The organism is Streptomyces sp. MNU76 (assembly GCF_020982545.1).
Taxonomy (GTDB): Bacteria; Actinomycetota; Actinomycetes; order Streptomycetales; family Streptomycetaceae; genus Streptomyces.
The window spans coordinates 245792-267147 of sequence record NZ_JAJKLK010000007.1 but is presented as its reverse complement, the minus strand read 5'-3'; the positions used below and the strand labels follow the sequence as shown (position 1 = coordinate 267147).

General features: G+C 71.6%; 15 protein-coding genes and 2 pseudogenes. 12 read left to right on the top strand and 5 right to left on the bottom strand.

Going from position 1 to position 21356, the window contains the following annotated elements:
* Window positions 1–107: 107 nt before the first annotated feature.
* Both acs and E4N62_RS19135 read right to left on the bottom strand, forming a co-directional pair.
* Entirely contained in the window at window positions 108–2066 is a 1959-nt protein-coding gene (gene acs / locus E4N62_RS19140; protein ID WP_230215940.1) for an acetate--CoA ligase, read from the bottom strand.
* A gap of 172 nt (window positions 2067–2238) precedes the next feature.
* Window positions 2239–4611: a bifunctional SulP family inorganic anion transporter/carbonic anhydrase gene (locus E4N62_RS19135; protein ID WP_230215938.1), complete on the bottom strand. Its 2373-nt coding sequence runs from the start codon at window positions 4609–4611 to the stop codon at window positions 2239–2241.
* 260 nt (window positions 4612–4871) lie between these two features.
* On the opposite strand from E4N62_RS19135, the gene E4N62_RS19130 reads away from it, so the two are divergent.
* Window positions 4872–6176: a hypothetical protein gene (locus E4N62_RS19130; RefSeq protein ID WP_230215936.1), complete on the top strand. Its 1305-nt coding sequence runs from the start codon at window positions 4872–4874 to the stop codon at window positions 6174–6176.
* Between the two features lie 7 nt (window positions 6177–6183).
* Here E4N62_RS19130 and E4N62_RS19125 read toward each other — a convergent pair whose 3' ends face one another.
* Window positions 6184–7164 (bottom strand): ATP-binding protein, encoded by a 981-nt coding sequence (locus E4N62_RS19125; protein WP_230215935.1) that lies wholly within the window; start codon window positions 7162–7164, stop codon window positions 6184–6186.
* A gap of 99 nt (window positions 7165–7263) precedes the next feature.
* Between E4N62_RS19125 and E4N62_RS19120 the strand changes: the two genes are divergently transcribed.
* Window positions 7264–8097: an oxidoreductase gene (locus tag E4N62_RS19120; protein ID WP_184905327.1), complete on the top strand. Its 834-nt coding sequence runs from the start codon at window positions 7264–7266 to the stop codon at window positions 8095–8097.
* Between the two features lie 369 nt (window positions 8098–8466).
* Here the strand turns inward: E4N62_RS19120 and E4N62_RS19115 are convergent, their stop codons facing one another.
* Complete coding sequence (locus E4N62_RS19115) at window positions 8467–9291, bottom strand: HAD family phosphatase (protein ID WP_184905325.1); 825 nt, start codon at window positions 9289–9291, stop codon at window positions 8467–8469.
* 576 nt (window positions 9292–9867) lie between these two features.
* Here E4N62_RS19115 and ssd point away from each other — a divergent pair.
* From ssd to E4N62_RS19080, 7 genes and pseudogenes are all read left to right on the top strand, one after another.
* Window positions 9868–10959, top strand: a complete 1092-nt coding sequence (gene ssd, locus E4N62_RS19110) for a septum site-determining protein Ssd (RefSeq protein WP_230215934.1) — start codon at window positions 9868–9870, stop codon at window positions 10957–10959.
* Window positions 10956–12257: a TadA family conjugal transfer-associated ATPase gene (locus E4N62_RS19105; protein ID WP_230215933.1), complete on the top strand. Its 1302-nt coding sequence runs from the start codon at window positions 10956–10958 to the stop codon at window positions 12255–12257. The genes ssd and E4N62_RS19105 overlap by 4 nt, the downstream gene beginning before the upstream one ends.
* A pseudogene (locus E4N62_RS19100) lies at window positions 12257–13071 on the top strand (type II secretion system F family protein). The gene E4N62_RS19105 and the pseudogene E4N62_RS19100 overlap by 1 nt, the downstream one beginning before the upstream one ends.
* Window positions 13068–13853: pseudogene (locus tag E4N62_RS19095) on the top strand (type II secretion system F family protein); the annotation flags it as partial. The pseudogenes E4N62_RS19100 and E4N62_RS19095, both read left to right, overlap by 4 nt.
* Before the next feature lie 138 nt (window positions 13854–13991).
* Window positions 13992–14261: a DUF4244 domain-containing protein gene (locus E4N62_RS48765; RefSeq protein ID WP_308185304.1), complete on the top strand. Its 270-nt coding sequence runs from the start codon at window positions 13992–13994 to the stop codon at window positions 14259–14261.
* Window positions 14248–14637 (top strand): TadE family type IV pilus minor pilin, encoded by a 390-nt coding sequence (locus tag E4N62_RS19085; RefSeq protein ID WP_230215931.1) that lies wholly within the window; start codon window positions 14248–14250, stop codon window positions 14635–14637. The genes E4N62_RS48765 and E4N62_RS19085 overlap by 14 nt, the downstream gene beginning before the upstream one ends.
* A 95-nt stretch (window positions 14638–14732) precedes the next feature.
* Window positions 14733–15128, top strand: a complete 396-nt coding sequence (locus E4N62_RS19080; protein WP_230215929.1) for an Rv3654c family TadE-like protein — start codon at window positions 14733–14735, stop codon at window positions 15126–15128.
* A 42-nt stretch (window positions 15129–15170) separates the two neighbouring features.
* Here the strand turns inward: E4N62_RS19080 and E4N62_RS19075 are convergent, their stop codons facing one another.
* Window positions 15171–17645, bottom strand: a complete 2475-nt coding sequence (locus E4N62_RS19075) for a DEAD/DEAH box helicase (protein WP_230215927.1) — start codon at window positions 17643–17645, stop codon at window positions 15171–15173.
* Window positions 17646–17728: 83 nt separating this feature from the next.
* Between E4N62_RS19075 and bldG the strand changes: the two genes are divergently transcribed.
* The 3 genes from bldG to E4N62_RS19060 all read left to right on the top strand — a co-directional run bounded on the left by bldG (window position 17729) and on the right by E4N62_RS19060 (window position 21334).
* Complete coding sequence (bldG, locus tag E4N62_RS19070; RefSeq protein ID WP_005475923.1) at window positions 17729–18070, top strand: anti-sigma factor antagonist BldG; 342 nt, start codon at window positions 17729–17731, stop codon at window positions 18068–18070.
* Window positions 18071–18177: 107 nt separating this feature from the next.
* The gene (locus tag E4N62_RS19065) at window positions 18178–18609 is read left to right on the top strand and encodes an ATP-binding protein (RefSeq protein ID WP_230215925.1); all 432 of its coding nucleotides are present in this window, start codon (window positions 18178–18180) and stop codon (window positions 18607–18609) included.
* Between the two features lie 319 nt (window positions 18610–18928).
* Window positions 18929–21334 (top strand): sodium-translocating pyrophosphatase, encoded by a 2406-nt coding sequence (locus E4N62_RS19060; RefSeq protein ID WP_230215923.1) that lies wholly within the window; start codon window positions 18929–18931, stop codon window positions 21332–21334.
* Window positions 21335–21356 lie beyond the last annotated feature (22 nt).

The following is a 21356-nucleotide window of genomic DNA, read 5'->3' as shown; positions in this document are numbered from 1 at the left end:
ACGGAACACTCGCCGACCAGACTTCCCGGCACACCTGTTCTTTAGCTTAGCTAAGGGGCACCAGGCGCGCTTGCGGCCGGGTGCCCCTTGAGGCCGTATGTGACGTGTCAGTCCTCGCTGGGCGCCGCCGGCAGCTTGGCCTGGATGAGGTCCATGACCGTGGAGTCGGTCAGCGTCGTGACGTCGCCGAGCTGACGGTTCTCCGCCACGTCACGCAGCAGTCGCCGCATGATCTTCCCGGAGCGGGTCTTCGGCAGCTCCTGCACCGGCAGGATCCGCTTCGGCTTGGCGATCGGGCCGAGGGTGGCGCCGACGTGGTTGCGGAGGTCGGCGACGAGGCTCTCGTCCTCTGCGTTCGCCGTCCCGCGCAGGATCACGAACGCCACGATCGCCTGACCGGTGGTCTCGTCGGCCGCGCCGACCACGGCGGCCTCGGCCACGGACGGGTGCGAGACGAGCGCGGACTCCACCTCGGTCGTCGAGATGTTGTGGCCGGACACGAGCATCACGTCGTCGACGCGGCCGAGGAGCCAGATGTCCCCGTCGTCGTCCTTCTTCGCCCCGTCACCGGCGAAGTACTTGCCCTCGAACCGCGACCAGTACGTGTCGAGGAACCGCTGGTCGTCACCCCAGATGGTGCGCAGCATGGACGGCCACGGCTCGGTGAGGACGAGATAGCCACCGCCGCCGTCGGGCACCTCGTTCGCCTCGTCGTCGACGACCGTCGCGGAGATGCCCGGCAGCGGTGTCTGCGCGGATCCCGGCTTGGTCGACGTCACGCCCGGCAGCGGCGAGATCATCATCGCGCCGGTCTCGGTCTGCCACCAGGTGTCCACGATCGGCGTCGCGTCGGCCCCGATGTGCTTGCGGTACCAGATCCACGCCTCGGGGTTGATGGGCTCGCCGACGGAGCCGAGGACGCGCAGCGAGGACAGGTCGAACTTCGCGGGGATGTCGTCGCCCCACTTCATGAACGTACGGATGGCCGTGGGCGCCGTGTAGAGGATCGTCACCCCGTACTTCTGCACGATCTCCCAGAACCGCCCCTGGTGCGGGGTGTCCGGCGTGCCCTCGTACATGACCTGCGTCGCGCCGTTCGCCAGGGGCCCGTAGACGATGTACGAGTGGCCGGTGACCCAGCCGACGTCGGCCGTGCACCAGTACACGTCCGTCTCCGGCTTGAGGTCGAAGACGGCGTGGTGGGTGTACGACGTCTGCGTGAGGTAGCCGCCGGAGGTGTGCAGGATGCCCTTGGGCTTACCCGTCGTGCCGGACGTGTACAGAATGAACAGCGGGTGCTCGGCGCCGAACGGCTGCGGCGTGTGCTCGCTGCTCTGCCGGTCGACGATCTCGTGCCACCACACGTCACGGGAGTCGTTCCACGCGACGTCCTGGCCGGTGCGGCGGACGACGAGGACGTGCTCGACATTGCCGGCGCGGTCGGCCGCGTCGTCCACGGCGGGCTTCAGCGCGGACGGCTTGCCGCGCCGGTAGCCGCCGTCGGCGGTGATGACCACCTTCGCGTCGGCGTCCTGGATGCGGGTCGCGAGCGCGTCCGCCGAGAAGCCGCCGAACACGACGGAGTGCGCGGCGCCGATCCGGGCGCAGGCGAGCATCGCCACGGCAGTCTCCGGGATCATCGGCATGTAGACCGCGACCCGGTCGCCCGCCTGGACGCCCAGCTCCAGCAGGGCGTTGGCCGCCTTGCTCACCTCGTCCTTGAGCTCGGCGTAGGTGAGGGCCCGGCTGTCACCCGGTTCGCCCTCGAAGTGGATGGCGACCCGGTCGCCGTTGCCGGCCTCGACATGCCGGTCGACGCAGTTGTACGCGACGTTGAGCTCGCCGTCCTCGAACCACTTGGCGAACGGCGGGTTCGACCAGTTCAGCGTCTGGGTCGGCTCCTTGGCCCAGGTCAGCCGCCGGGCCTGAGCCGCCCAGAAGCCGAGCCTGTCAGCCTTGGCCCGTTCGTACGCCTCGGCCGTGACGTTGGCGTTCTCGGCCAGGTCAGCGGGCGGCGCGAAGCGTCGCTCCTCCTTCAAGAGGTTGGCCAGGCTTTCGTTGCTCACGACATCTCCCTTGCGGTGCTTTGCCGGGGGGCGACCGTTGTGTCCCAGGCCACAGCTCATCAGACCCGGACCCTCGATGACAAGGGCCTTCGTCAGATTGGTTTAGACCTGTGGGCGGGTGGCCGTGCGGCCAGGACGCCACCCGTTCCCACGGACCCCGACGGACATCGGTTCACGCGCGAGTGTCGTACAGGACCGTCCCGTTGGGCTCGGCCGGGTCTGCCGCGCCGGTGACCTGATCGAAGACTCCGCTCTCCGGTGCCGCTTCCGTGAGCAGGTAGGCCTGTGCCTCACCCACGTGGAAGTACATCCCGTGCAGTTCGAGCGCCCCCTCACGCAGGGCGCGGGTGACGGAGTCGTGGGCTCTCAGGTGCTCCAGCTGCTGGATGATGTTGGTCAGGCACAGCTGCTCGATGGCGTCGGCGGGTTCGCGGCCCGCGAGCCGGGCCCAGGGGCGGTTCTTGTCGGTCGCGCGCTCCAGGCTGGGCCGGCCGTGCCGCAGCCAGCGCTTGAGCGGGGTCTGGGCGCCGTGCGGATCGGTCTTGAGCAGGGCCTGCATCGCGCCGCAGCCGGAGTGCCCGCAGACCGTGATGGACCGTACCTTCAGCACGTCCACCGCGTACTCGATGGCCGCCGCCACCGAGTCGTCGCCGCTCTCCTCGCCGGGCGGCGGCACGAGGTTGCCGACATTGCGGACGACGAAGAGGTCGCCGGGACCGCTGGAGGTGATCATCGACGTGACGAGCCGGGAATCCGCACAGGTCAGGAAGAGCTGCGAGGGCTGCTGACCCTCGCGCGCCAGCCGGGCCAGCTCCCCGCGGACCAGGGGGGCGGTGTTGCGCTGGAACGCGCTGATGCCGCGCGCCAGTTGATGGCCGTTCGGGCCTTCGGCCGCCTCCTCGAGCGGTGTTCCCGCTGTCGGGGTGACCGGCGCCTCGCACTGGTGGTTGCGCCAGGGCGTCCAGGGCCGGCAGCGGCAACCCGCCGTGCTGCTCGCGGGCTCGGCGATCCGGGTGCCGGCCCGGCCGGTGATCTCCACGGAGCCGCCCCGCGCGTGGTGCGCGTGCTGCCAGTCCTGCAGCGACTCGTACGCCGCGTGGTCCATGAACGAGCCGTCCAGCTCCACCACGGTGGCGGCGCCCGCGGGGACCTGGTGCAGGGCGCGGCTGAGTCGGGGCACCGCGAGGAACGTCAACTGGCCGCGCACATGGACGTGATGGACGCCGTCCCGCTGGTCGTGGGTGATGCGGGTGCGCGTGAGGCGGTGCAGGGCGACGCCGACGGCCACGGCGATACCGAGCGCGACGCCCTCCAGGACACCGAAGACGACGACGCCGAGGGTGGTGACGGCGTAGACCAGCACCTCGCGGTGGCGGGTGACCGTGCGGATGTGGTGCAGGGACACCATCTGGATTCCGACGGCCATCACCAGCGCGGCGAGTGAGGCGAGGGGGATCAGCTCCAGGACGGGCACCAGGAGCAGGGTGGCCGCCATCACCCAGACGCCGTGCAGCATCGTGGAGTTCCGGCTGGTGGCGCCGGCCCGGACATTGGCCGTGCTGCGGACGGCGACGCCGGCGATCGGCAGGCCGCCGAGGACGCCGGAGACGACGTTGGCCGCGCCCTGGCCGCGCAGTTCGCGGTCGAGGTCGGAGCGCCGTACGTCGGTCCGGCCGGCCGCCAGTTTGTCCATGGCGACGGCGCCGAGCAGGGACTGCACGCTGCACACGAGTGTGGTGGTGAGGATGGCCGCGACGAGGCCGAGCACCGGTCCGTCGGGCACGCCGGCCAGGGCGTGGCTGCGCCAGGACGGCAGGTCGACCTTGGGCAGGCTCAACGCGGCGAGCGCGGAGGCGGCCGTGGCGCCGGCGACGGCGACGAGGGCCGCCGGGATCGTGCGCAGTTGCCGCCCGACGGAGCCGGGGAGGCGGGGCCAGGCGAGCAGCAGGGCGAGGGTGAGGACGCTCACGGAGACCGCGGCGGGGTGCAGGTCCGCCAACTGGGCGGGCAGGGCCCCGAGGTTGGCGCTGACGGAGCTCTGCGGGGTGCCGCCGAGCACGATGTGGAGCTGCGCGACCGCGATGGTGACGCCGATGCCGGCGAGCATGCCGTGCACGATCGCGGGGCTGACGGCGAGCGCCGAGCGGGCCACGCGCAGGTGGGCCAGGCCCAGTTGGGCGATGCCCGCGAGGACGGTGAGGGCGCAGGTGGTGCGCCAGCCGTACTGGTGGATGAGGTCGGCGGTGACCACCGTGAGACCGGCCGCGGGGCCGCTGACCTGGAGGGGGGATCCGCCGAGGCGTCCGGCCACGAGGCCGCCGACTGCGGCCGCCACGAGGCCGGCCTGGAGCGGTGCGCCCGTGGCGAGGGCGATGCCCAGGGACAGGGGGAGGGCGATCAGGAAGACCGCGATGGAGGCGGACAGATCGGCGGCCGAGACGTGGAACCGGCGACGCGGGCCCTCCGGCGGGCTGTGCGGTCGGTGGTCACGCTCCGTCCGGTTCGAGTCCGGGTCGGTGGTGGGGGTGGGAACGCAGGCGGACATGTTCTCCCGTCTCCTCCGGGGCTGCGCGGTCGCGTCGGTTCGCGGCCGTGGACACGGCGTACAGTGGCGGGATTTCTCAACGCTCAGTAAACGAATCGTAATGCAGGGTAAAGGCTGCGCAAGAACATAAGCCGCAAATAGGTCATTTGATCACCCATAGGGGTGAATGGAGCATTTCATCGGCTTGTCGTATTAATCATGATCGGAACTCTGTGTGACTTTGGCCGCTCTGCCCCAGAGCGAAGGAAGGTGGGCGGGACATGGCCGTCACCCAGAGGATCGCCGCCGGAGTCACGCTCGCCGCGACCGTCGCCGCGGCGCTCGCCGGATGCGGGATCGGTGAGCCGACGTCGACCGCCGGTTCCCCCGGCGCGAAGAGAACGGAGCAGGAGGGCCGGCCGGGCGGGCCCACGAAGGGGGGTGCCCCGGCGCCGCCCAAGACCGCGGTCCGGCTGATCGGCGACGGCTCCACCGCGTACACCGGTGCGCAGCCGCACCTGCCCAGGCCACAGCGGTTGAAGCCCGGTCAGCGGCCCCCGCAGTTCGTCGTCTTCTCCTGGGACGGCGCGGGGGAGGACAGCCAACGGCTCTTCTCGCACTTCCGCAAGGTCGCCCGGGCCAACGACGCGACCATGACGTACTTCCTGAGCGGCGTGTACATGCTGCCGGAGGAGAAGCGGGACCTGTACCGGCCGCCCCAGCACTCACCGGGCCGTTCCGACATCGGGTTCAACGACGTCCGCGGGATCAAGGACACCGTGGACCAGCTGCGCGGCGCGTGGCTGGAGGGCAACGAGATCGGCACCCATTTCAACGGCCACTTCTGCGGTCCCGACGGCGGGGTCGGCGAGTGGTCGGTCGAGGAGTGGAAGAGGGAGGTGGCCCAGGCCAAGTCGTTCGTGAAGGCATGGAAGACCAACACCGGCACGGAGCGGGCCGAACCCCTGCCCTTCGACTACGACAAGGAACTGATCGGCGCCCGCACGCCCTGCCTCGAAGGGCAGACCAACTTCATGCGGGCCGCCCGGGAACTGGGCTTCCGCTACGACACCAGCGGCGTCCGGAACCAGGTCTGGCCCGAGAAGAAGGACGGGCTGTGGGACCTGTCGCTGCAACTCGTCCCCGTCCCGGGGCGGAACTTCGAGACCCTGACCATGGACTACAACTTCTACGTCAACCAGTCCGGCGCCCGGGCGGGTGCACCCGCCCGGCGGGAGGAGTGGGGCGACCAGTTCCGTGACGGGCTGCTCGCGGGCTTCGAGCGCGCCTATCGGAGCAACCGCGCGCCCCTGATCATCGGCAACCACTTCGAGTCCTGGAACGGCGGCGTCTACATGCGCGCGGTCGAGGAGACCGTCGAGGCGGTCTGCGGCAAGCCCGAGGTGCGCTGTGTCTCCTTCCGGCAACTCGCCGACTGGCTCGACGCCCAGGACCCGAAGGTCCTGGACAGACTGCGCGGCCTGGGCGTCGGTCAGTCCCCGAAGGACGGCTGGACGTCCTTCCTCTCCGCAGGAGCGGCACCGGCCCCGAAGGGGGTTCCGGGAGCACCCGCGGCCAAGCAGTAGCGGGCGTTCACACGGCGGCGGCGACCTGTTCGCCGAGCACGAACCCGGGGTCGATCTGCGCGGCCAGATCGGCCCCGGTCCTCTCGTTGCCCCAACTGGTGGCGTTCTTCAGGTGGAAGTGCTCCATCTGACGGGTGTAGCGCTCCCAGTCGCGCAGCTCGTACGTGACGTCGGCCGCCTCGTGCAGGGTGCGCAGGGAGCGGCGGTTGGCCTCCTCCAGATGCTCGAAGCGAGGCGGGCGGCCCTTCTCCAGGGCGCGCACCCAGTCCGAGTGGCCGAAGGCGACCAGCAGGTCGTCCCCGACCTCGGCGCGGAGGAAGTCGAGGTCGTCCTCGCCGTGCACCTTGTTCCCGACGACCTTCAGGGCGACGCCGTAGTCGGCGGCGTACTCCTTGTACTGGCGATAGACGGAGACCCCCCTCCGCGTCGGTTCGGCGACGAGGAACGTCATGTCGAAACGGGTGAACATGCCGGATGCGAAGGAGTCCGAACCGGCTGTCATGTCGACCACCACGTACTCGTCGCGGCCGTCCACCAGGTGGTTCAGGAACAGCTCCACCGCTCCCGTCTTGGAGTGGTAGCAGGCGACCCCCAGGTCGGCGTCGGTGAAGGGGCCGGTGACCATCAAACGGACGGCCCCGCCGTCGAGTTCCACCGGACGGGCGCAGGCGTCGTAGATCGCGTTGGGGTCGCAGATCCGCACCAGACGCGAGCCGTCGCCCGGCGGGGTCGTCTTGATCATCGTCTCGGCGGAGGTGATCCGCGGGTTGGAGCCCCGCAGATGGTTCTTGATCAGTGCCAGCCGCTCGCCCATCGCGGGCAGTTCGGCGGCCTCCGACTCGTCGAGGCCGAGGGCGGCGCCGAGGTGCTGGTTGATGTCCGCGTCGACGGCTACGACGGGGACCCCTGAGACGGCGAGGTGGCGGATGAACAGGGAGGACAGCGTGGTCTTGCCACTCCCGCCCTTCCCGACGAAAGCAATTTTCATGTTCACTAACGGTAGTGCGGTGGCCGCCCAGGGTGTTCGCGCGGTCGGGAAGACCACTCCTTCGAGGGGTCGGTCGCAGGTGCGCGTAGGGTCGTACTCATGAGTACGACAGGTGCGGCCGCCGATCCGCTCGCGGCCCTGGGAGAGCTTCCCGGTGTGGCCGAATCCGTGGAGTCCGTGCGCAAGTCCGTGGACCGGGTCTACGGCCACCGCGTCATGCGCCGTCGCAGCAACGCGGTTACTTCCGAGGCCGCCCTGCGGGGCGCGCGTGGCTCGGCGGCGCTGTCCGGCGCCGACTGGGCCCTCGAAGAGGTGCGCCGCCGTACGGACTTCAGCGGCCAGGACGGTGACGACGAGGCCCGCGCCGTGGGTGCCGCGCTACGGCTCACCGCCGAGGCGGGGCAGCTGCTGTCGATCTGGCGGCAGTCGCCCCTGCGGGTGCTGGCCCGGCTGCACCTGGTCGCGGCCGGGAGCGACGACGCGCGCGTGGGGCGCCCACGACAGGACGGCGAGCCCGTCGAGGAGCCCCTGGTCGAGCTGCCCCTGCCGGGACCGGCGGAGGTCGCGGGCCGGCTCGACGGGCTCTCCGAGCTGATCATCCAGGGCAGTTCGGCCCCGGCGCTGGTGACGGCCGCCGTCGTCCACGGAGAACTGCTCGCCCTGCGGCCCTTCGGATTCCACAACGGCCTCGTCGCGCGCGCGGCCGAGCGGATCGTGCTGATCGGCAGCGGCCTCGACCCCAAGTCGGTCTGCCCGGCGGAGGTCGGCCACGCGGAGCTGGGCCGCGCCGCCTATCTGGCCGCCCTCGACGGCTACGCCTCCGGCACCCCGGAGGGCATGGCCGCCTGGATCGCCCACTGCGGCAGGGCGATCGAGCTGGGCGCCAGGGAGTCGACAGCCGTGTGCGAGGCGCTGCAACGCGGGGCGGCGTAGAAAGCCGCGAACAGGCGACGGAGAACCCCCGGAAAAGGGTTGCGGCGGTACGAGAATTCGTACCGCCGCTGGCATGTCCACCTGGTTACCAAGCGTCCTCGATATGTGCCCATCAGGCCGGGAACTCAGCCCGTGACCTGGTGCGGCTGGCCCGTAATCGACGGGTCGACGTCGCGTGGGTGCCTGGTGTTCATGCTCGGTCCGTGGGGCCAAAATGAGTTGTTAAAGGTGATCCTCTCGGACGTCCTTTGGTCTCGCGGGCCTTGAATCCTTTCTACTCCAGAACCCGGGCAAGCGGAACCCCTCGCTGCGCTTCTTTACTTTTGGGTTCAAAGAGGGTGAATCCGCTGCCGGGGCGCGGAGAGCGGATCAGGCGGTCGCCACGCGGCGCCGGCTCGCGTACCAGACCAGCCCGGCGGTGGCCGCCGCGGCGCCTATGGCGGCCGCCGCGAGAAGGGCGGGCCGCGGCCGTACGGCCAGGCGCTGCTTGAGCCGCACCGGGCGGTGGAAGTCGAGGATGGGCCACCCGCGCGCGAGGGCCTCCTTGCGCAGCGTCCGGTCCGGGTTCACCGCGTGCGGGTGGCCCACGGCCTCCAGCATCGGCAGGTCCGTCGCCGAGTCGCTGTAGGCGTAGCAGTGCGCGAGGTCGTACTCCTCGGACACGGCCAGCTCCCGGATCGCCTCCGCCTTCGTCGGGCCGTAGGCGTAGTACTCCACCTCGCCGGTGAAGCAGCCGTCGTCGCCGACGACCATACGGGTCGCCACCACCCGGTCCGCGCCGAGGAGCTCGCCGATGGGCTCGACGACCTCGGCGCCCGAGGTGGAGACGATGACGACGTCCCGCCCCGCGACGTGGTGCTCCTCGATGAGGGAGGCGGCCTCGTCGTAGATGATCGGGTCGATCAGGTCGTGCAGGGTCTCGGCGACGATGTCCTTCACCTGTTGGACGTTCCAGCCCCGGCACAGCGCGGACAGATACTTCCGCATCCGTTCCATCTGGTCGTGGTCGGCGCCGCCCGCGAGGAACACGAACTGGGTGTACGCCGTTCGCAGGGCGGCCCTGCGGTTGATCAGGCCGCCTTGGTAGAACGACTTGCTGAACGTGAGCGTGCTCGACTTCGCAATGACCGTCTTGTCCAGGTCAAAGAAGGCCGCTGTGCGGGGCAAGGAGTGGTTTTCCACGGGGCCGAGCATAGGCGCCCGCCATTCGGGCTAGTGTGGGGCGCGTGGGTTTGCCTGAGAGGCCTCTCGGGTACACCATGGAAGTCACGGATCGTTCGCGACCGTGCTAACGCGGTCCGGCTCCTCCCCCCCCGAGTCGGCCGTGGAGACGACCCCCACTCTCCCCCCCGGTGGGGGTCGTCGCATGTCCGGATGCGTTTCCTCTCTTCTTCCCGGCCCGCGAGGCACTCTCAAGCCCTCGTGGACTTTCCTCTGCCCCGACACAGGATCCGTCACCTTCTGTAGTCGTCAGGCTGCGCTGTGGAAGTCGCACGGGAGTCGCCTGTTCGGGTGACGGCGATATTCACAAGGGCCGAGTTGTCCACAGTTTTCGACCAAGATCCACATGATTTCCGAGGCCGTCGCACCGTGATTCCAGCGCGTCCCGACGGCGGCGAGTTCGAGGCCGGTTCCGTTTCGCGGATGCGTAGGGCCGGATTCCGTCGACCGCCTCCGCGGCGGCCGATCTCCGGTGCTTCACACAGGAGTTGAACACGTCGTCCGGAACACCGGGCGAACGCGTTCACGCAGCGAAGGGGGCTGGAGATCGTGGCGGGAGCCATCACCGACGACCGACCGTCCGCCGCCGAGGGGCGGCAGGGCATGCCGTTGATCGTCACCGAGGACGTGGAACTGCTGGACGACCTGCTGCGCCTGTGCGCGGCCGCGGGCGCCCGGCCGGAGGTCCACCACGGAGTGCCGGAAGGCCGGGGCCGATGGGAGACGGCGCCGCTGGTGCTCGTCGGGAACGACGCGGCACGGCGGCTGCGCGGGGCCGCACGCAGACGAGGAGTGGTGCTCGTCGGCAAGGACCAGGACGACTCCGGGGTCTGGCAGCGGGCCGTGGAGATCGGCGCCGACCACGTGCTCATGCTGCCCGACGGCGAGCAGTGGCTCGTCGACCGCATCGCCGACGTGGCGGAAGGCGTCGGCAGGCCGGCGCTCACCGTCGGCGTCGTCGGCGGCCGGGGCGGCGCCGGGGCGTCCACGCTGGCCTGCGCCCTCGCCGTCACCTCCGCGCGCCGGGGCACCCGCACCCTCCTCGTGGACGCCGATCCGCTCGGCGGGGGTCTGGACGTGCTCCTCGGCGGCGAGAGCGCCGACGGACTGCGCTGGCCGGCCTTCGCCGCCTCACGCGGACGGGTCGGCGGCGGCGCGCTGGAGGAGTCGCTGCCCGAAGTGCACGCCCTGCGCGTCCTCAGCTGGGACCGGGGCGACGCCGTGGCCATTCCGCCCCAGGCCGTGCGCGCGGTGCTCGCCGCGGGCCGACGGCGCGGCGGTGCGGTCGTCGTCGACCTGCCGCGCCGCATCGACGAAGGTGTCGCCGAAACGCTCGCCCAACTGGACATGGGGCTCCTGGTCGTCCCCGCCGAACTGCGCGCCGTCGCCGCCGCCTCCCGGGTCGCCTCCGCCTTCGGCATGGTCCTGCGCGACCTGCGCGTCGCGGTCCGCGGCCCGTACGCCCCCGGCCTCGACGACCACGAGGTTGCCCGCCTCCTCCGGCTGCCCCTCGCGGGCGAAGTACCCACCGAGGCCGGGCTGTCCGACGGCGGCGGACCCCCGGGTGCGCCACGCGGACCGCTCGCGCGCTTCTGCGAGGGCTTCTGGGAGCGCGCGGCGGTCCGGGGTGAGGCGGCGTGAACAGGACGCCCGACGACGGTCTGCTGGACGGCGTACGGCAGTGGCTCGTCGAGAGCGGGGCCGAGCCGACGCCCGCGCGCGTGGCGCAGGCGCTGCGCGAGCGGGGGCGGGTGCTCGGGGACGCCGAGGTGCTCGGGGCGGCCGAGCGGCTGCGGTCGGAGCTGGTGGGGAGCGGGCCGCTGGAGCCGCTGCTCGCCGATCCCTCGGTCACCGACGTGCTGGTGTCGGCCCCGGACCGGGTCTGGGTGGACCGGGGCGGCGGTCTGGAGCTCACCGGGATCTCCTTCCCGGACGCGGCGGCCGTACGACGCCTCGCGCAGCGCCTGGCGGCCGTCGCCGGACGCCGGCTGGACGACGCCCGACCGTGGGTGGACGCCCGGCTCCCGGACGGCACCCGGCTGCACGCGGTGCTCCCGCCGGTGGCCGTCGGTTCCACCTGTCTGTCCCTGCGGGTCGTCCGGCCGCGCGCCTTCACCCTCGCCGAACTGGTGGCGGCGGGCACGGTGCCGCCCGGCGGCGACCGGGTCCTGCGGGCGCTGATCCGCTCCCGGTTGTCGTACGTCATCAGCGGCGGGACGGGGACCGGGAAGACCACCCTGCTGAGCGCGCTGCTCGGGCTGGTCGACCCCGGCGAGCGGATCGTGCTGGCCGAGGACTCGGCGGAGCTGCGGCCCGACCATCCTCATGTGGTGCGGCTGGAGGGGAGACCGGCGAACCAGGAGGGCGTGGGCCTCGTCGAGCTCCGGGACCTGGTGCGACAGGCGCTGCGCATGCGCCCGGACCGGCTGGTGGTCGGCGAGGTGCGGGGGCCGGAGGTGGTGGCCCTGCTGGCCGCCCTGAACACGGGCCACGAGGGCGGCAGCGGAACGCTCCACGCCAATGCCGCGGGGCAGGTGCCGGCCCGTCTGGAGGCCCTCGGCACGGCCGCGGGGTTGGACCGCGCCGCACTGCACAGCCAGCTGGCGGCCGCGTTGTCGGTGGTCCTGCATCTCGTACGGGACCGGGACGGCCGACGGCGGATCGACGAGGTGCATGTGCTGGAGCGGGACGGTTCGGGGCTGGTGGTGACCGTGCCGGCCCTCCGCTGGGGCGAGGCGGCGTTCGTGCACGAGCGGGGCTGGGAGCGGCTGCGGGGGCTGCTTCGGGGCGGGGCGCACGGCCGGGGGACGAGATCTCCGGCGGGATGGGAGGCCCGGACGGCGGGCGGATGGATGAGACCTACGGCCGGGCTGGCGGCCTTCTGGAAGGAGTGGGCGGCGGTGACGGGGCTCGGGGAGATCTCGGGGTGGTGGCCGTGATGTGTGCCGGGGCCGCGGCCTGGATGTCGGACGAGGGCAGGGCGCGCGGGTGCGGCGGGCGCGGTCGTTGTTGCCGGGTGGCGCGGCGGTGGGGCCGCCGCGATGGAAACGGGTCGTCGGCCGGGTGCGGACGCTGGGGGCCGAGTGGTGGGCGCCGGTGGCCGGGCTGGTGATCGCGGTGCTCGGGGCGTCGGTGCTGCCGGTCGTCGCGGGAGCGGCCGGGGTGCCGTTGCTGAGGCGGGTGCGGCGGGCGGCGGAGGAACGCCGGGTCCGGGAGCGGCGGTGCGACGCCGTGGTCGCGCTGTGCGCGTCGCTCGCGGGGGAGGTGCGGGCCGGGCGGCAGCCGGGCGAGGCGTTGACGCTGGCCGCGCGGGACTCCGCCGGACTGGGCGAGTCCCATGCCGTGGTGCTGGCGGCGGCCCGCTTCGGCGGGGACGTGCCGGGTGCCCTGGTGGACGCGGCGCGGCAGCCCGGTGCCGAGGGGCTGTCGGGGCTCGCCGCGTGCTGGCGGGTGGCCGTCGACCGAGGCGCGGGCCTGGCCGCCGGGCTCGACCGGCTGGAGGGCGCTCTGCGCGCCGAGCGTGACCAGCGGGCGGACCTGCGTGCCCAGTTGGCCGGCGCGCGCTCGACGGCTGTGATGCTGGCCGGGCTCCCGGTGCTGGGCCTGCTGCTGGGGACCGCGCTCGGCGCCGATCCCCTGCACGTGGTGCTGCACAGCACGGCGGGGATGGGCTGTCTGCTCGTCGGTGCCGTGCTGGAGGGCGCGGGCCTGTGGTGGGCGCTGCGGATCGTGCGGGGAGCTGAGACGGCGTGAGCGGGGAGCTTGTCCACAGGCTGGGGGTGACCGTCGCCGTGATCGTGGGGCTGTGGTGGCTGGTCCGGGCGTTCGACGCCGCGCGACACCGGCGAAGGCTGCGCGCCCGGCTGACCACGGTGCTCGCCCTGGCGGCCGAGCCGCCCCGGCGGAACCTCTGGACGCAGGGGGCTGTACGGCGATGGCTGCCGGTCGTCGGCGCGGTCTGCGCCGGTTGGGTGCTCGTCGGCGGACTCGTCGGCCTGCTGCTGGGGCTGGCCGCCGGGGCCGGGGCCTGGCAGTGGCTGAGGAGGGCGCGGCGCGCGGGCGGCGAACCGGGCGAGGAGCACGACCTCGCCGCGGCGGCACGCCAACTGCCCCTCGCGGCCGACCTGCTGGCCGCCTGCATCACGGCCGGGGCGAGCCCGGTGGCGGCCGCGCAGGCCGTGGGCGAGGCCCTCGGCGGACCGGTGGGCGAACGGCTGGCCAGAGGGGCCGCGGAAGCGCGGCTCGGCGGAGAACCGGCCGAAGCGTGGCGCTCGTTGGCGGCGCTGCCCGGCGCCGGAGCCCTGGCGCGGCTGCTGGAGCGCGCCGACGAGTCAGGGGTACCGGCGGCCTCACCGGTCGCCCGCCTGGCCGCCGAGGCCCGCGCCGAACGGGGCCGCTCGGCGACGGAGCGGGCCCGCCGGGCCGCCGTGATGGTCACCGCACCGGTGGGGCTGTGCTTCCTGCCCGCCTTCATCGCGGTGGGCGTCCTGCCGGTGGTCATCGGGTTGGCGGACGGGCTGTTGGGAGGGGTGGGCCGTGACGGGGTGGACGCCGGCGGGTGTTGCGCGGGGGCCGCCCGGGCGGACCGGAAGCGGGCGACGACGAACCGCGGTGATCAGCGGACGGACGAGACAGACGAGTGGTCAACGGAACAGAGCCTCAAGGGGGTTGAGATGCGCAAGGCAGTACAGGCAGTACAGGCAGTGCAGGTGATGCGGGCTGTGGAAGCGGTGCGGGAAACGGTGCGGGTACGGGTGGTGCCGGCCGTGCTGTGCCGGGTGCGCGCGACGCGGAGGGACGCGGGGATGGTGACCTCCGAGTACGCGGTGGGGATCATCGCGGCCGTGGCCTTCGCCGCGGTGCTGTACAAGGTGGTGACCAGCGGACAGGTCCAGGCGGAGCTGCAGCAGATCGTCGGGCGGGCCCTCAATGACGGGGCGTGAGCCGCGTCGGCTTCGCGCGGCGCTGGGCGCCGACGGCGGGTTCGTGACGGCGGAGGCGGCCATGGCCCTGCCCGTGATGCTGCTGTTCGCGACAGCGCTCGTGTGGGCCCTGCTCGCCGCCTGCGCACAGATCCAGGTCGTGGACGCCGCCCGGGCCGGGGCCCGGGCAGCGGCCCGGCAGGACCCGCCGGGGGCGGTCGAGGCGACGGCGCGGAAGACGGCGCCGGACGGGGCGGAGGTGCGCGTGGGCCGCGAGGGTGATCTCGTACGCGTCGTGGTCTCGGCCCGCGCGCCGGGGCCGGACGGACTGGGCCTCGACCTCAGCCACGCGGCCGTGGCGCTCGCGGAGGAGACGGTGGGGGAGACGGGCGGGTGAGCGCGTTGTCGTGGTTCGGCCGACGGTTCGGGGGCGTCCGTCCGGTCCCGGAGCGGCGGGCTCGCTCGGACAGAGGGTCCGCGACCGTCTGGGCGGTGGGGGCGATCGCGGTGCTGTGCGCGGTGTTCGGTGCCGTACTCGCCTTCGGCCAGGCCGTGGTGATCCGGCATCAGGTGGAGGGGGCGGCCGACCTCGCGGCCCTCGCGGCGGCAGACCACTGGACCAAGGGCGCCGAGGGGGCCTGCACGACCGCGGAACGGGTGGCGGAGGCCCAGGGCAGCCGACTGGTGCGCTGTGAGCTCCAGGGAGAGATCTCGGACGTCACGGCCGCCTCGGCGATGGGCCCACTCACCGCCGAGTCCAGGGCACGTGCGGGGCCACCGAACGCGCTGGACGGTCCCGCGGGTGCGCCCCTCGATGGGCGCGTGGAACCGCGCGACCAGCCACACACGACCGGTAGCCGCCCGATCCCCGACGCCCCCGAGCTCTGAGGCGCTCAGCACCCCGGCTTCCTGGGTGGGCACCCCCGAGCACTAAGGCACCCGGCCCTCCGGCGGAGCCCCCGGCGCGGTGCGCAGCAGCTCGGTCAGGAGGCGTACGGCGCCCCGTTTGTGCAGCGGTTCGTTGCCGTTGCCGCACTTGGGGGACTGGATGCAGGAAGGGCAGCCGGCGTCGCACTCGCAGGAGGCGATGGCCTGGCGGGTGGCGGTGAGCCAGGCACGGGCCGTGTGGAAGGCGCGCTCGGCGAACCCGGCGCCGCCGGGATGGCCGTCGTAGACGAAGACCGTCGGGAGCAGGGTGTCCGGGTGGAGCGGGACCGAGACACCGCCGATGTCCCAGCGGTCGCAGGTCGCGAAGAGGGGAAGCATGCCGATCGAGGCGTGCTCGGCGGCGTGCAGGGCGCCGCCGAGGATCTCGGGGTTGATCCGGGCCGCGTCGAGCTGGTCCTCGGTGACGGTCCACCAGACGGCGCGGGTGCGCAGCGTACGAGGAGGGAGGTCGAGTCTGGATTCGCCGAGCACCTCGCCGGTGATGAGGCGGCGACGGAGGAACGAGACGACCTGGTTGGTGACTTCGACGGAGCCGTAGCACAAGCGGCCGTCGCCCCAAGGGACTTCGGTGTCGGTCTCCAGGACGGAGATGGCGGTGGTGTCGCGGGCGACCGTCGAATAGGGCGGGTCGGCTTGTTGGACGAGGGCGACGGAGTCCTCCAGGTCCAGTTCGCGGACCAGGTAGGTGCGGCCCTGGTGCAGATGGACCGCGCCCTCGTGGACGGTGGTGTGGGCGGCGCCCGCGTCGACCGTGCCGAGGAGCCGGCCGGTGCCGGTCTCGACGACCTGGACGGGGCGACCGCCCTGGCCCCGGATGTCGGCCAGGTCGGCGGCCCGTTCGCGGCGGGTCCAGTGCCAGGCCTTGGCCCGGCGGCGGAGCAGTTTCGCCGCCTCCAGCTGCGGCAGGAGGTCCTCGCAGGCGGGGCCGAACAGGACGAGGTCCTCGTCGGTGAGGGGCAGTTCCGCGGCTGCGGCGCAGAGGTGGGGGGCGAGGACGTACGGGTTGTCGGGGTCGAGGACGGTCGATTCCACCGGTCGGTCGAACAGGGCCTCGGGGTGGTGGACCAGGAAGGTGTCCAGCGGGTCGTCGCGGGCGATCAGGACGGCGAGGGCGCCCTGGCCGGAGCGTCCGGCGCGCCCGGCCTGCTGCCACAGGGAGGCGCGGGTGCCGGGGTAGCCGGCGATGAGGACGGCGTCGAGGCCGGAGATGTCGACGCCGAGTTCGAGGGCGGTGGTGGCGGCGAGGCCGAGGAGCTCGCCGGAGTGGAGGGCGCGTTCGAGGGCGCGGCGTTCCTCGGGGAGGTAGCCGCCGCGGTATGCGGCGACGCGGCGGGAGAGGGAGCGGTCCACCTCGGCGAGGCGTTCCTGGGCGATCACGGAGATCAGCTCCGCGCCGCGCCGGGAGCGGACGAAGGCGACCGAGCGGACGCCCTGGACGGTGAGGTCGGTGAGCAGGTCGGCGGTCTCGGCGGTTGCCGTGCGGCGTACCGGCGCGCCCTTCTCGCCGTGCAGCTCGGTGAGCGGGGGTTCCCAGAGGGCGAACACCAGTTCACCTCGGGGTGAGGCGTCGTCCGCGACCTCGGTGACCGGGACGCCGGTGAGGCGGTGGGCGGCGACCGAGGGCTCTGCGGCGGTGGCGGAGGCGAGGAGGAAGACGGGCTCGGCGCCGTAGCGGGCGCACAGGCGGCGCAGGCGCCGGAGCACCTGGGCGACATGGGAGCCGAAGACGCCCCGGTAGGTGTGGCACTCGTCGATGACGACGTACTTCAGGGCGCGCAGGAAGGAGGACCAGCGGGGGTGGGAGGGGAGGATGCCCCGGTGCAGCATGTCGGGGTTGGTGAGGACGTAGTTGGCGTACTGGCGGACCCACTCGCGTTCCTCGACGGGGGTGTCGCCGTCGTACACGGCGGGGCGTACGGCGTTTCCGAGAGGTTGTGAAAGTTCCTTCACGGCTCGGCACTGATCCGCCGCGAGGGCCTTGGTGGGGGCCAGGTAGAGCGTGGTCGCGCCACGGCCGTTGGGGGCCTCGGAGCCGTCCAGGAGGCGGGAGAGGACCGGGACGAGGTAGGCCAGCGACTTGCCGGAGGCGGTGCCGGTGGCGACCACGACCGATTCGCCGTCCAGCGCGTGCTCGGCGACGCGTGCCTGGTGGGCCCAGGGATGTTCGATTCCGGCGGTCTGTACGGCGGCGACCACTTCCGGCCGGATCCGGTCGGGCCAGACGGCATGGCGACCCGCACGTGGGGGCACATGCTCCGTATGAGTGATGCGCGAAGCCCGGCTCGGCCCCGAGGCGAGCCGGTCCAGGACCGTGCTCGGCGAGGGGCTGGAGGCGGTGTCCGTCGGGGTTCGATCGGATCGGTGATTCTTGGCCATCGGCATCGAGTGTGTCACCGGCGTGACGGACAATGGGGCCAAGGCGTCGTGCACGCCTGCCGGTAAGTGATTGAATGCCATCGCGGCTGGCGAACCGTCCCGGGGGCTTTCAAGCCGAGGTGTCCCGAGGGGCGAACGCTCGATAGCAAGGTGCTGGAGGATCCGTGGACCTGTCCCTGTCGACCCGTACCGTCGGCGATCGTACGGTCGTCGAGGTCGGTGGCGAAATCGACGTTTATACCGCGCCCAAGCTGCGTGAGCAGCTGGTCGAGCTGGTCAACGACGGGAGTTTTCACCTCGTCGTCGACATGGAGGGCGTCGACTTCCTCGACTCCACCGGGCTCGGCGTACTGGTGGGCGGCCTGAAGCGAGTACGGGCCCATGAGGGCTCGCTGCGCCTGGTGTGCAACCAGGAGCGGATTTTGAAGATCTTCCGCATCACCGGTCTGACCAAGGTGTTCCCCATCCACACCTCGGTCGACGAAGCGGTGGCGGCCACTGACTGATCACGTCCGTCCGGGCCCCGTGCCCGGACGGCCACAGACAAGTGAGGAGGACCGGGCCCGTGCGGCCCGGCCTTCCGACAGCACGCCCGTAGTTCCGAGGGGGATGCATGGCCACCGTTGAACTCCGCTTCAGCGCGCTGCCCGAGCACGTCAGGACCGCCCGACTGGTGGCGGCAGCGGTGGCGCGCAGGGCCGGAGTGGACGAGGCCGTCCTCGACGAGGTCAGGCTGGCCGTCGGCGAGGCGTGCACCCGTGCCGTCGGACTGCATCAGAGCAGCGGTATCTCGGCGCCGGTGCGGGTGTCGCTGATCGAGGAGGAGAAGCAGTTCTCCATCGAGGTGGGCGACGAGGCGCCGCACGCCGTCCCCGGTGACCGGTCATCGGGTGCCGGGGAGGCGGACGCCGAAGTCGAGGAGGACGACATGGGCCTCGCGGTCATCAGCGGCCTCGTCGACGACGTGGAGGTGTCCGCCGGCGAGAACGGCGGCCTGATCCGCATGACCTGGCCGACGACACCGTCGGTCGCGGTCGTGCTCTGACCGTGCATCCTCCCAGTTTCAAGTAGTACCGCGAGGGCCCTGCTGAGCAGGGCCCTTCGTGTTTTTCCGGCAATTTATTCCGATCATTGTTCATCGGAACACCGGAATTCGTGAAGGGATTCACGATCATTCGCGTGATAATTGATCAAGTGTCAATGCCTTTGAGGCGTTACTTCTTTCGAGTAGCGTGGTTGGGTCCGGATCATTTGCTGAAGAGCATGTGAAGGCCAATTCCGTTTCCCGCGCACTGTTTTGATCAGGTTCACCTCCCTAGAATCCGTCCACATCTTGAGCTCAGCCCAAGCGTCAAGGAGGACGAATGGCGGGGCTTTCTACCCCTCAAAGGTTTGACCACACCGCGAACTTCGCAGCCGCGGTGCTCACCGACGACAACCGGATCATCGTCATGGTGATCGGCGTCGTGGCCCTGGCAGCACTCGTCGTCGCCGGGATCCTGGTGCGCCAGGTGCTCGCGGCGGGCGAGGGCACCGACAGCATGAAGAAGATCGCGACGGCCATCCAGGAAGGCGCGAACGCCTATCTGGCACGGCAGTTGCGCACGCTCGGCGTATTCGCCGTCGTCGTGTTCTTCCTGCTCATGCTGCTGCCCGCGGACGACTGGAATCAGCGTGCCGGGCGATCGGTGTTCTTCTTGATCGGCGCGGCGTTCTCGGCGGCCACCGGCTATATCGGTATGTGGCTAGCCGTGCGCAGCAATGTGCGCGTCGCCGCGGCGGCCCGGGAAGCGACACCTGCGGCAGGTGAGCCGGAAAAGGATCTCACCGCCGTCTCGCACAAGGCGATGAAGATCGCATTTCGCACCGGCGGCGTCGTCGGCATGTTCACGGTGGGGCTCGGCCTCCTCGGCGCGTCCTGCGTGGTCCTCGTCTACGCGGCCGACGCACCGAAGGTGCTGGAGGGCTTCGGCCTCGGGGCCGCGCTCATCGCCATGTTCATGAGGGTCGGAGGCGGCATCTTCACCAAGGCCGCCGACGTCGGCGCCGACCTGGTCGGCAAGGTCGAGCAGGGCATTCCGGAGGACGATCCGCGCAATGCCGCGACCATCGCCGACAACGTGGGCGACAACGTCGGCGACTGCGCGGGCATGGCGGCCGACCTCTTCGAGTCGTACGCCGTGACGCTCGTCGCCGCGCTGATCCTCGGCAAGGCGGCGTTCGGCGACTCCGGTCTCGCGTTCCCGCTGATCGTGCCCGCGATCGGCGTGATCACCGCGATGATCGGCATCTTCGCGGTGGCACCCCGCCGCACCGACCGCAGCGGCATGTCCGCCATCAACCGCGGGTTCTTCATCTCCGCGGTGATCTCGCTGGTGCTCGTCGCCATCGCCGTCTACGCCTATCTGCCCTCGTCGTACGCCGACCTCGACGGGGTCACGGACACGGCGATCCAGGGCCATGCCGGCGATCCGCGGGTCCTCGCGGTCGTCGCGGTGGCCATCGGCATCGTGCTGGCCGCGCTGATCCAGCAACTGACCGGCTACTTCACCGAGACCACCCGGCGTCCCGTACGGGACATCGGCAAGAGCTCGCTGACCGGCGCGGCCACCGTCGTCCTCGCCGGTATCTCCATCGGTCTCGAATCGGCCGTCTACACCGCCCTGTTGATCGGCCTCGGTGTGTACGGGGCGTTCCTGCTGGGCGGCACGTCGATCATGCTCGCGCTGTTCGCGGTGGCGCTGGCCGGCACCGGCCTGCTCACCACGGTCGGCGTCATCGTCGCCATGGACACGTTCGGGCCGGTCTCCGACAACGCGCAGGGCATCGCCGAGATGTCCGGCGACGTCGAGGGCGCGGGCGCGCAGGTGCTCACCGACCTCGACGCCGTCGGCAACACCACCAAGGCCATCACCAAGGGCATCGCCATCGCCACGGCCGTCCTCGCGGCCGCCGCGCTCTTCGGCTCGTACCGCGACGCGATCCTCACGGCCGCGAACGACGTCGGCGAGAAGGTCTCCGGCGAAGGCGCGCCCATGAACCTGATGATGGACATCTCGCAGCCCAACAACCTGGTCGGGCTCGTCGCGGGCGCCGCGGTCGTCTTCCTCTTCTCGGGGCTGGCGATCAACGCGGTCGCGCGGTCGGCCGGTTCGGTGGTCTACGAGGTGCGGCGGCAGTTCCGCGAGCACCCCGGCATCATGGACTACAGCGAGAAGCCCGAGTACGGCCGGGTCGTCGACATCTGCACCAAGGACGCCCTGCGAGAGCTGGCCACGCCCGGTCTGCTCGCGGTCATGGCGCCCATCGCGATCGGGTTCACGCTCGGGGTCGGCGCGCTCGGCGCGTATCTCGCCGGCGCGATCGGGACCGGGACGCTGATGGCGGTGTTCCTCGCCAACTCCGGTGGCGCGTGGGACAACGCCAAGAAGCTCGTCGAGGACGGCCATCACGGCGGCAAGGGCAGCGAGGCCCATGCCGCGACCGTCATCGGCGACACGGTCGGCGACCCGTTCAAGGACACGGCGGGGCCGGCCATCAACCCGCTGCTGAAGGTGATGAACCTCGTCGCGCTGCTCATCGCGCCCGCGGTCGTCCAGTTCAGCTACGGCGAGGACAAGAGCGTCGCGCTGCGGGTCGCCATCGCGGTGGCCTCCATCGCCGTCATCGTCGGCGCGGTGTACGTGTCCAAGCGGCGCGGGATCGCGGTGGGTGACGAAGGCAGCCCCGAGCGGGTGGCCAAGTCGGCTGATCCAGCGGTGGTTTCGTAGACGGTCCTACGACCGGCTCTGC

Excerpts from the sequence above, each read along its gene's own strand:
- E4N62_RS19135 (WP_230215938.1), bottom strand. The coding sequence starts at position 4,611 with ATGTCCGCCTGCGTTCCCACCCCCACCACCGACCCGGACTCGAACCGG.
- E4N62_RS19130 (WP_230215936.1), top strand. The coding sequence starts at position 4,872 with ATGGCCGTCACCCAGAGGATCGCCGCCGGAGTCACGCTCGCCGCGACC.
- E4N62_RS19125 (WP_230215935.1), bottom strand. The coding sequence starts at position 7,164 with ATGAAAATTGCTTTCGTCGGGAAGGGCGGGAGTGGCAAGACCACGCTG.
- E4N62_RS19120 (WP_184905327.1), top strand. The coding sequence starts at position 7,264 with ATGAGTACGACAGGTGCGGCCGCCGATCCGCTCGCGGCCCTGGGAGAG.
- E4N62_RS19115 (WP_184905325.1), bottom strand. The coding sequence starts at position 9,291 with ATGCTCGGCCCCGTGGAAAACCACTCCTTGCCCCGCACAGCGGCCTTC.
- E4N62_RS48765 (WP_308185304.1), top strand. The coding sequence starts at position 13,992 with ATGCGCAAGGCAGTACAGGCAGTACAGGCAGTGCAGGTGATGCGGGCT.
- E4N62_RS19085 (WP_230215931.1), top strand. The coding sequence starts at position 14,248 with ATGACGGGGCGTGAGCCGCGTCGGCTTCGCGCGGCGCTGGGCGCCGAC.
- E4N62_RS19075 (WP_230215927.1), bottom strand. The coding sequence starts at position 17,645 with ATGGCATTCAATCACTTACCGGCAGGCGTGCACGACGCCTTGGCCCCA.
- E4N62_RS19065 (WP_230215925.1), top strand. The coding sequence starts at position 18,178 with ATGGCCACCGTTGAACTCCGCTTCAGCGCGCTGCCCGAGCACGTCAGG.
- E4N62_RS19060 (WP_230215923.1), top strand. The coding sequence starts at position 18,929 with ATGGCGGGGCTTTCTACCCCTCAAAGGTTTGACCACACCGCGAACTTC.